The 8,265-nt window shown below is 52.1% G+C and carries 11 protein-coding genes and 1 pseudogene; 5 read left to right on the top strand and 7 right to left on the bottom strand.

Features of this window, described 5'->3' with window-relative positions; genetic code table 11:
* Positions 1 to 314 precede the first annotated feature (314 nt).
* Both CAGGBEG34_RS06260 and CAGGBEG34_RS06255 read left to right on the top strand, forming a co-directional pair.
* Complete coding sequence (locus CAGGBEG34_RS06260; protein WP_478210143.1) at positions 315 to 1,424, top strand: HsdM family class I SAM-dependent methyltransferase; 1,110 nt, start codon at positions 315 to 317, stop codon at positions 1,422 to 1,424.
* Complete coding sequence (locus CAGGBEG34_RS06255) at positions 1,382 to 2,776, top strand: restriction endonuclease subunit S domain-containing protein (RefSeq protein WP_158641818.1); 1,395 nt, start codon at positions 1,382 to 1,384, stop codon at positions 2,774 to 2,776. The genes CAGGBEG34_RS06260 and CAGGBEG34_RS06255 overlap by 43 nt, the downstream gene beginning before the upstream one ends.
* A 293-nt stretch (positions 2,777 to 3,069) precedes the next feature.
* Here the strand turns inward: CAGGBEG34_RS06255 and CAGGBEG34_RS06250 are convergent, their stop codons facing one another.
* The 3 genes from CAGGBEG34_RS06250 to CAGGBEG34_RS11335 all read right to left on the bottom strand — a co-directional run bounded on the left by CAGGBEG34_RS06250 (position 3,070) and on the right by CAGGBEG34_RS11335 (position 5,278).
* Positions 3,070 to 4,332, bottom strand: coding sequence for a site-specific DNA-methyltransferase (locus tag CAGGBEG34_RS06250; protein WP_238985000.1), 1,263 nt, complete (start codon positions 4,330 to 4,332; stop codon positions 3,070 to 3,072).
* 163 nt (positions 4,333 to 4,495) lie between these two features.
* A complete protein-coding gene (locus tag CAGGBEG34_RS11340; RefSeq protein ID WP_203224842.1) occupies positions 4,496 to 4,846 on the bottom strand; it encodes a hypothetical protein in 351 nt (116 codons plus the stop codon).
* Positions 4,847 to 4,879: 33 nt separating this feature from the next.
* A complete protein-coding gene (locus CAGGBEG34_RS11335; protein WP_203224841.1) occupies positions 4,880 to 5,278 on the bottom strand; it encodes a hypothetical protein in 399 nt (132 codons plus the stop codon).
* A gap of 448 nt (positions 5,279 to 5,726) precedes the next feature.
* On the opposite strand from CAGGBEG34_RS11335, the gene CAGGBEG34_RS06240 reads away from it, so the two are divergent.
* The gene (locus CAGGBEG34_RS06240; RefSeq protein ID WP_042688235.1) at positions 5,727 to 6,029 is read left to right on the top strand and encodes a hypothetical protein; all 303 of its coding nucleotides are present in this window, start codon (positions 5,727 to 5,729) and stop codon (positions 6,027 to 6,029) included.
* Here the strand turns inward: CAGGBEG34_RS06240 and CAGGBEG34_RS10690 are convergent.
* The 4 genes from CAGGBEG34_RS10690 to CAGGBEG34_RS06230 are packed head-to-tail and all read right to left on the bottom strand — an operon-like array spanning position 6,018 to position 7,220.
* Entirely contained in the window at positions 6,018 to 6,383 is a 366-nt protein-coding gene (locus tag CAGGBEG34_RS10690) for an integrase core domain-containing protein (protein WP_102033292.1), read from the bottom strand. The genes CAGGBEG34_RS06240 and CAGGBEG34_RS10690 overlap by 12 nt on opposite strands.
* Entirely contained in the window at positions 6,296 to 6,493 is a 198-nt protein-coding gene (locus CAGGBEG34_RS12190; RefSeq protein WP_420885892.1) for a hypothetical protein, read from the bottom strand. Before CAGGBEG34_RS12190 ends, CAGGBEG34_RS10690 begins: the two co-directional genes overlap by 88 nt.
* Positions 6,490 to 6,861, bottom strand: coding sequence for an IS3 family transposase (locus CAGGBEG34_RS10685; RefSeq protein ID WP_102033291.1), 372 nt, complete (start codon positions 6,859 to 6,861; stop codon positions 6,490 to 6,492). Before CAGGBEG34_RS10685 ends, CAGGBEG34_RS12190 begins: the two co-directional genes overlap by 4 nt.
* The gene (locus tag CAGGBEG34_RS06230) at positions 6,858 to 7,220 is read right to left on the bottom strand and encodes a hypothetical protein (RefSeq protein WP_042688234.1); all 363 of its coding nucleotides are present in this window, start codon (positions 7,218 to 7,220) and stop codon (positions 6,858 to 6,860) included. Before CAGGBEG34_RS06230 ends, CAGGBEG34_RS10685 begins: the two co-directional genes overlap by 4 nt.
* 608 nt (positions 7,221 to 7,828) lie before the next feature.
* On the opposite strand from CAGGBEG34_RS06230, the gene CAGGBEG34_RS11750 reads away from it, so the two are divergent.
* Both CAGGBEG34_RS11750 and CAGGBEG34_RS10680 read left to right on the top strand, forming a co-directional pair.
* Positions 7,829 to 7,990 carry a hypothetical protein gene (locus CAGGBEG34_RS11750; protein WP_238985003.1) on the top strand — a complete coding sequence of 54 codons (162 nt, stop codon included), beginning with the start codon at positions 7,829 to 7,831 and terminating at the stop codon, positions 7,988 to 7,990.
* A pseudogene (locus tag CAGGBEG34_RS10680) lies at positions 7,957 to 8,091 on the top strand (transposase); the annotation flags it as partial. The gene CAGGBEG34_RS11750 and the pseudogene CAGGBEG34_RS10680, both read left to right, overlap by 34 nt.
* Positions 8,092 to 8,265 lie beyond the last annotated feature (174 nt).

The following is an 8,265-nucleotide window of genomic DNA, read 5'->3' as shown; positions in this document are numbered from 1 at the left end:
GCGGGCGGCGCAGTCCCATTGCCGCATTTGGCGAGTTCTGCAAGCTCATCTTCATTAAACACCGGGACGAGAAGGACCTGGAACGCGTAAATGGCGCGCCTTACGCCTTTCAGCGCGGCGGGAATGAAACCGCACAGCAGTTGGCCGCGCGTATCCANAGACTCTATCAAGCTGAGCAGGCACGGGAGCCTGGCGTGTTCACTGAGCAAATTAACACCGACCCGCCTGTTCTTGCCCAGTGTGTGGAACATCTGGAAGGCATTTCCCTTGACCGCACCGAACTCGACACCAAGGGCGTGGCTTTTGAGGAATTCATGGGCGGCTTTTTTAAAGGCGATTTCGGTCAATACTTTACGCCGCGCGAATTGATCGCTTTCGCGGTGGAAGTGCTTAACCCTGAACGCACGCATGTCGTGCTGGATCCCGCCTGCGGCTCCGGCGGGTTTCTGCTGTATGCGCTTGATCACGTGCGCCGCGAGGCAGATCACAAGAAGCAGGAGGACATCCTCGAGCATTACCGGTATTGGCATGAGTTCGCCCAAAATAATCTGTTCGGCCTGGAAATTAATGAAGAGCTAGCCCGCGTCGCCAAGATGAATATGATTATCCACGATGACGGCCATACGAATATTGTCGGTCATGATGCGCTGGATTTTTTCCCCAAGCTCACACATGAAAACCCTGGACTGGCTGAAGGCAAGTTTGACCTGGTGCTGACCAACCCGCCCTTTGGCGCCGCAGTCAAGCGCGTAGAAAAAAACGAAGGCTACTTGGAGCAGTTTGAATTAAGGCACTTCCTATCCAAAAACGCCACTGGAATCGAATCAAATGAATCCATCCCAGGCGAAGGAGGCGCTAAACGGAGGAGCAAGAGTATCAAACTCCGCGCTAGCATCAAGACCGAAATCGTGTTTCTGGAACGGGTACATGCTTCCCTTAAACCCGGCACGGGCCGAGTCGCCATTGTGTTGCCCGACGGCATCCTCAGCAATGCCTCACTGCAAGGGGTACGCAACTGGCTGTTGACCCATTTTCAGTTGCTGGCTGTGGTCTCGCTGCCGCAATTCGCTTTCGCGCATTATGACGCTGGCGTAAAGGCCAGCCTCGTCTTCATGCGCCGCCTGGCTGAAGGCGAGACTGTTCCCGACGATGCGCCTATTTTTATGGCATTGGCTGAGAATATCGGCTATGACGCTACCGGACGCAAAACCTTTAGCGTGACGGTGGAAAGCGAGACGCCTGAAAAAGAGAAGGTAGAAATCCAGCGGTGCGATTTGTTTGACTACCGCGTCTTTTACGAATGGAGCGCGGCCAACCCGAAGAAGCCTGACTGGAGCGAGCGGCATCGGGAAATCATCCCCGATACTGGCCTCGTTGCGCAGTGGCGGGCATTTCAGAAGGACCCCACGCCTTTTTTCGTCTAGGCCCTGCTGAAAACGGCCAAGCACAATGTTTTGCTGTGCAGCGGGGCAGTATCTCAGGCAGAGTAAATGCTGACTATTTTCATCCGGAACGCCTCCTCGCGCTGCGCGCCCTTCGACAGCTAGCCCAGGCGCTGGATTGCCCACGGCTGGCGCAGCTCGTCGATTTCATTCGCCACCCGATCCAGTCGCCTGGCCCCGGCTGCCTGAGCCTTGCCCATGTGCAAAGCCATACGGGCGAACTCGTGCCGACCAATAGGAAGGTAACGGGAAGCTGTTTTGTTTTCCAGCGCGGCGATGTGCTGTTTGCTCGGTTGGGAGCCTACTTGAATAAGGTTCACGCGGCGGAAAGCGACGGGGGGTGTTCGCCGGAGTTTCATGTTCTGCGTGTCAAGAATCACGAAGCGCTGCATCCTGATTACCTCGCGGCTATCCTCCGCAGCAACCTGACGCTTGCACAAACCCGACACATGATGACCGGTAACACTCACCCGCGTCTCACCTACGAGGACGTGGTGAATTTGGTGATTCCCTTACCCGATATCGGCAAACAGGCAAGACTCGTTTCAGAAATGGACGCCGCACGCGCAGAACGCCGTGCCAAGCTCGCAGAAGCTAACGCTCTGCTCGCTGACTTCGACAGTTATCTTCTTGCGACGCTCGGCCTTGCCCTACCCCCTAAGGATGAACGCAAGGTTTTTGCGGTGCGAAAGTTGGACTGCGGCAGCCAGGCGCGGCTCAATGCGGACTATTTCCATCCAGAACGCATCCTCGCGCTGCACGCCCTTGAACATTCAGCACAGGCGCTGGATTGTCCACGGCTGGCGCAGCTCGTCGATTTCATTCGCCACCCGATCCAGTCGCCTGGCCCCGGCTGCCTGAGTCTCGCTCATGTGCAAAGCCATACGGGCGAACTCGTGCTAACCAATAAGAAGGTAACGGGAACCTGTTTCGTTTTCCAGCGTGGCGATGTGCTGTTCGCACGGTTGGGGGCCTACCTGAACAAGGTGCATGCAGCGGAAAGCGGTGGGTGTTGTTCACCGGAGTTTTACGTTCTACGCATCAAGGACAGTAAAGCCCTGCATCCTGATTACCTTGCGGCCATCCTCCGCAGCAGCCTGACGCTTGCACAAACCCAGTATATGATGACGGGAAACACCCACCCGCGTCTCACCCACGAGGACGTCACGAATTTAGTGTTCCCAGTCCCAACCCCCGCCGTACAAGAAACCATTGCCGCCGAAGCGCGCCGCCGCCGCGAAGAAGCGCGCCGTCTACGTGCCGGAGCGGAAGCAGGCTGGCAGGCGGCGAAGTGCTGGTTTGAAGCGCAACTGCTCGGACCCGCTCCGCCATGATGAGCGGATTTACAATGGTCTGCCACTAGGCAGATGATACGAAATCGTTGATATCATTCCTCATTAGCTTACAGACGGTCTGAGCACTGATCAGTGACCATGCCAGGATGCCTCGGTACACTGTCTGTCGCTGCTTTATGAGGAGTAGAGCAGGTGCCCCTTTAGGCAAACTTTTTTTGTGGGGTCGTTAAAGCACACTGCTGGCGAAAGAGGGTAGTTGCGGGGGGATGGGGGCGAATGAGGGTGTTTGCGAATATCTAAGAAGCTGTTTTTAAGACAGTTTCTTAGAGAATTCAAACATACTGTTCACGTCTCTGAAGCGCTTTTCCAGCCTGAGTCAATGTGTTCTCGTGTACAATACGCTTAGCCCGCTTTATAGATGTTTGCACCTTGGCCTCGGCTTTCGGTGTCACAGGTTTATAAAGCGTGAAGTCGGTAATTGAAGTGTGCAATGGAAGCCCTATTTTCTCTTTAGGGTTTACAAAGTCACCCACGCGTTTGGTTCCTAGCTTGAAGCGGCGCAGAGTGGTTTTAATAGCTTCATTGCTACAATCAACACCAATCCACTGACGTTTAAGGTTAGATGCCACCGCAAGTGTGGTACCCGACCCAGCGTAGCAGTCCATAATAAGATCGCCTGGATTTGATGATGCCTTAATAATCCGAGCTAATAGTGCAAAGTTCTTCTCGGTTGGATAGCCAGTGATGCACATGTTCTGGTTGTGCGCATCGCGCATATCCATCCAGATATTCTGTAGCGGAATACCTGCACTGTTTTCAAGATAGATTTTTCGGCGTGGATTTCCAGTTGGTGACCAGTAAATTTCACCATGAGTATCCATCTCGTCTAGTACAGTTGGTGGGTACTGCCAATGTTTGCCGAGGGGCGGCATTTTCCCCCGCCACGCTTTTCCAGTCTCGCCGCTGTGCACGCCAGGGGCATGCACTGGCACCTTCTTGTACCGGCGCCCCTGCTCATCAATGTATTGATATTCTTTAGCTGCTCGGACATCATCCCAAAGTTCGACTGGACGATTCCAGATATAGGTGTCCGTCTTCGAGTAAAAGAGGATATAGTCAGCTACTCTGCCATAGGTCTTGCGAGTGTAGTTTTTCGGGTTGCATTTCTTCCGCGTAATGCAGCTGCGAAAATTTTTTACTCCGAATATCTCATCAAGGATGACACGCATGTGGAACATCATGCGATCATCAAGATGCAGGTAGAGTGATCCGTCATCGGCTAGCAGGCGGTGAATTAAAATTAGACGCTCTCGCAGGGCTTCAACAAATGCCGAGCCAATAAGATGGTCATCGTAAGCATGCTTTTGCTCACGCGACTCAAAGGTGGCTGAAGTGGCAAAGGGTGGATCAATATAAACCAGCTTGACCTTACCAGCCACAGTCTCATCCTGCATCAGTGCCGCGAGCACGTCCAGGTTTTCGCCATGATAAAGGCGGCTTTTGCCAGAATTATAGGCGGCACTCGGCTTATAGTGACCAGGTGGAGTCTCCAGAATGACCTCAGCTGGCTTCTTACCAGGGTATTCGAGGCGCATACCCTGCTCAGCAGGTTGCTTCTGCGCCCTAATAAAACAATTAACTTTACTGGGGAGGGGCACTGCCATATCAGGATCTCACCCATTCTGCGGTAGTGCGGTCTGGTATCATCCGCAGTGTCACTACCTTCACACGTCCCGGCCATTGGTCTTCGATATAAGCCTAGTCGTTCCACATTGAGCCAAGTAGGAGTCCAGGCCCATCGTTCACGCAGATGACTTTAATGCGTGGCATCCTATGGCGATCAGCATAACCGAGAATTTCTTGAGCAACCTCCCGGTACTGGCCAATACGGTCATCTTCCTGTGCACCGCCTCGGTCTGAGTCGTATCGAGCCAAACCGATAGCAAGTACCTTACCGTTGTCGATAATAACGAAATCAACAGGTCGATCCGGTTTCGGGTAGTCTTTGAATACCTTACCCATAAGCACGTCTTTCCCAGCTCGCTCCGGGCCAGCGATAACATATCCGATGTGCTGGCTACGCAGAATGTCAAACAGCCGTTCGGTCATGTCGTAGCCCTTCTTATCACGATCCTTGTACTCCTATAACACAGCGCATAACACCTCATCAGGCATGGAGCGACTCTCGAACTTTTGCTGTACCTCAACTATATTTCGAAAAGCATTGCCAAACTGCGTACAAATCTTGGCTACATCACTCTTGCGCTTTAGCATCTCAACTGGTATTTGCGGACTCACGTATTTCTTGAATATTCGGCAAAGTTGTGTCCTCATCCACTGATTCTGAATCTCCATGATTGATGTAAAAAAGAAGGTCGAGGAGTGAGCTGCCTTTAGCAGCCGTTCGAATTCAAGCAATACTGGCTCATAGAGTCGGCAGGCATCAGACAATATGTCCGGGTAATACTCGCCAGTCGCAAGGGTGATCCACGCTTCAGCCTCAGCTTTGTAGTCACGAAAGCTTTCTTTTGTTGTGATCATGTTCTGCTTTGTTGAGTGACTAAATTCCGTTGCTGCGCTAATACAACTTTTAATAGAGTGTCGTTACGACATCTTACAATTGACCGTGGATCGGCTCTCTAAACCTATCTTTCTGCGAAGGGTGAAATGACGTGGTTTGAGCGTCTTTTTTGAGAACGGAGAGTAAAGGAAATTATAAATCCCTCCGTTACGACGCCCTCAAAAAGGATCGCGCAGTCATCGCAGAATTGCTCGAATTCCCGCGCTGTTTGACGTTTCAAACATACTCAAAAACCAACAAGAGCAGTTGGCCTTGAATGAAGGGGGCAGAGTACATTCTTTTATCATAGCAAATTTCTCTGCAAAGACTGCAGACGTTTGCGGGCGCTTGGAGGTGAATGGCGGCACATGCGGGTCCTATCGGGAAATGCAGCGCCAGAGACCGTGAAGGATTTACAAGCGGCTTGTAATGCTTAGGCTATCCATAAGCGCATACGCGCCCCCTGTCTGGAAGAGGCGAGGTATCGGCACCGTGGATTTCAACACGCCCCAACTGCAGGATCATTACGTCTCTGTGCTGAAGCGGATTCGGAAGTGGATCGCATTGCTGGTCGGCTGGCTCGAAGACGCCACCTCCCACAACACGCCCGTGGGGACCAAGCGCTGGAGTGAAGCGAACCAGCGCTTCGAGCGCTTCGACGGCGCGGTCTGGCAGCCCTTGGCGAACCAGTACTGTAAAGTTCAGTTGAAAAATGTCCCCCTAGTGGAGTGACCCCCTGAGACTGGACAGCTTAGAGGAGAAAAATTGACCCACTTGCCGAGCGCGTTTTACTTCAAATGGATGGGGAGATAAATAGCCTAGAGCTGAATGTAAGCGCTTGGTATTGTAGACCTCCTCAATAAATATCGGCCGCCGCGTGGTTACGTCTACAAAGGACTCATAACCAGATAAATAGACTTCTTCCACCTTAAGGGTTTTCATAAAACTTTCTGCTTGCGCATTGTCGTAAGGGTTAGCCACTGAACTCATCGAACCCATCAAGCCATATTCATGCAGGGCGCGCCGATATTCTGCACTGGCATACTGACTTCCACGGTCACTATGGTGGATACAAGTCCCTGGCACCGGCTGGCGTTGACAACAGCTGCTTTCAGAGCGGCTAGAGTCAACTGGGTGTCAATCTGCCGTCCGATGGCATATCCAACCACTTTTCGACTACAGGCATCCAGAATCACTGCCAAATAGACAAATCCTGTGTCGATACGGTGAACGTAATATCAGCCACCCAAACCTGATCCGGTCGAGCAGGAACCTGATTGCAATACAGATTAGGAAATATTGGCCAATCATGCTGGCTATCTGTAGTACGAACAAATCGGCGTTTAGGTTTAATTCCCAAACCGTACTGCTTCATGATTCGAGCTATCCGCTTGTGGTTGACACTATAGCCTTGCGCTTGTAAAGCACGGGTGATGCGTCGATAGCCGTAGCCCGATAGCTCGTCCTGAATAGCCTCTATCCGCTCTACAAGCGGTTCATCGTTCAAGTTGGGCGCTTGCGTCTGGGCGCGATAATAAAAGGTACTGCGCGGAAGTTGAATCATTCGACACCCCCGCTGGATGGAGAGGCCAAGGGGCCGCTGACGATGGATGAGATGACGCTGTTGGTATCGAGAGGTCGCCGTGGCGTTTTTTTAAACCAGTCAATCTCCATCGTGAGTGGACCGACTTTGCGCTCCAACGCCGCAATTTGGGCTTCATATTCCGAAATCGTGGTGGCGGTCGCTTCTTCAGCGTTGAGTTCACCTCGATCATACTGGCTCAGCCACAACTGGATCAGATTGGCTGAAATCTGGTCAGTACGTCGCGCTTCGCGCCGCCCAATCTTGCCATTACGAATATCTGTGCACAGTGGCAACTTGAACTGCGCACTGTGCCGACGGTAGAGGCTTCTCGATGACATTATGCTGTTCCTTATAATAGGCTCAGCAAGCGTATCAATTTTTCTCCTCTAAGCTGTCCAGTCTCAGGGGTTCACTCCACACGGCGATAGCCGTAGCCTGACAGCTCGTCCTGAATGGCATCTATCCGCTCTACAACCTGTTCATCACTCAAACGAGGCGCTTGCGGCTGAGTACAATGAAAAAGTGCTCCGTGGGAGCTGAATCATCCGACACCCCCATTGGACTGAACAGGCAGCGGGCCGCTGACGATGGATGAGGTCTCGCTGCTGCTTTCGGATCGCAACCGTGGCATCTTTTTGAGCAGGTCGATCTCCATCGTGAGTTGCCCGGCTTTGCGCTCCAATGCTGCGATTTGGGTTTCGTATTCCGAGATCGTTGTGGCAGCCGCTTCTTCAGCATTCAGTTCGCCCGATCATATTGGCTCAGCCACAACTGAATGAGATTGGCTGAAATTGGGTAAGTGCTTCGCGCTTCGCGCCCTCCAATCTTGCCGTTCCGAATATCTGTGCACAGGGTCACTTGAACTGTGGACTGTGCCGATGATACGAGCCTGTCATGAATTTTGTGTGTCGAGGTCATGAGAAGATGAAACCCAAAAGGAATGCTCATGATCGAAATGAAGAAGCGCACAGCGGACAAAAAATATCCAGACAAAATATTTTCAGATGAACGGATAGACCCATTGCTCGCTCAAGTACAGAAATCACCGCAACGTCAATGGGAACAGGTCATTCCTTCTTCTCCTATCCGCTTGAAGTCCGGAAAATGATTTATACGGCCCATGCGATTGAAAGCCTGCATAGGCAACTGCGCAAAATCGTCAAAAACCGCGGCCATTTCCCCAATGATCAGGCCGCTAAACCACTCATTGCGCAAGCTCCGAAGATGCCTCTATTGTTTGCAGATCAGGAATATGACTCTGATGAATTCATCGCCTGGCTCAACAAATACGTCATACAGGCGCTCATCCCTCCCCAAACAATCGTCTATGCCCAAGAACAATTGACCGGCATCTGTATAAAGCCAGAAATCTGCTCGAGCGCA

This window comes from Candidatus Glomeribacter gigasporarum BEG34 (genome assembly GCF_000227585.1).
In the GTDB taxonomy this organism is placed as follows: Bacteria; Pseudomonadota; Gammaproteobacteria; order Burkholderiales; family Burkholderiaceae; genus Glomeribacter; species Glomeribacter gigasporarum_B.
The sequence above is the reverse complement of the archived record's forward strand: the minus strand, read 5'-3'. Positions and strand labels throughout refer to the sequence as shown.

What these genes read in the sequence shown, in the direction of transcription:
- CAGGBEG34_RS06260 (WP_478210143.1), top strand. Translation starts at nt 315, where the DNA reads ATGGGCGGCTTTTTTAAAGGCGATTTCGGTCAATACTTTACGCCGCGC.
- CAGGBEG34_RS06250 (WP_238985000.1), bottom strand. Translation starts at nt 4,332, where the DNA reads ATGCGCCTCGAATACCCTGGTAAGAAGCCAGCTGAGGTCATTCTGGAG.
- CAGGBEG34_RS11340 (WP_203224842.1), bottom strand. Translation starts at nt 4,846, where the DNA reads ATGACCGAACGGCTGTTTGACATTCTGCGTAGCCAGCACATCGGATAT.
- CAGGBEG34_RS11335 (WP_203224841.1), bottom strand. Translation starts at nt 5,278, where the DNA reads ATGATCACAACAAAAGAAAGCTTTCGTGACTACAAAGCTGAGGCTGAA.
- CAGGBEG34_RS06240 (WP_042688235.1), top strand. Translation starts at nt 5,727, where the DNA reads ATGCTTAGGCTATCCATAAGCGCATACGCGCCCCCTGTCTGGAAGAGG.
- CAGGBEG34_RS10685 (WP_102033291.1), bottom strand. Translation starts at nt 6,861, where the DNA reads ATGATTCAACTTCCGCGCAGTACCTTTTATTATCGCGCCCAGACGCAA.
- CAGGBEG34_RS06230 (WP_042688234.1), bottom strand. Translation starts at nt 7,220, where the DNA reads ATGTCATCGAGAAGCCTCTACCGTCGGCACAGTGCGCAGTTCAAGTTG.
- CAGGBEG34_RS11750 (WP_238985003.1), top strand. Translation starts at nt 7,829, where the DNA reads ATGATCGAAATGAAGAAGCGCACAGCGGACAAAAAATATCCAGACAAA.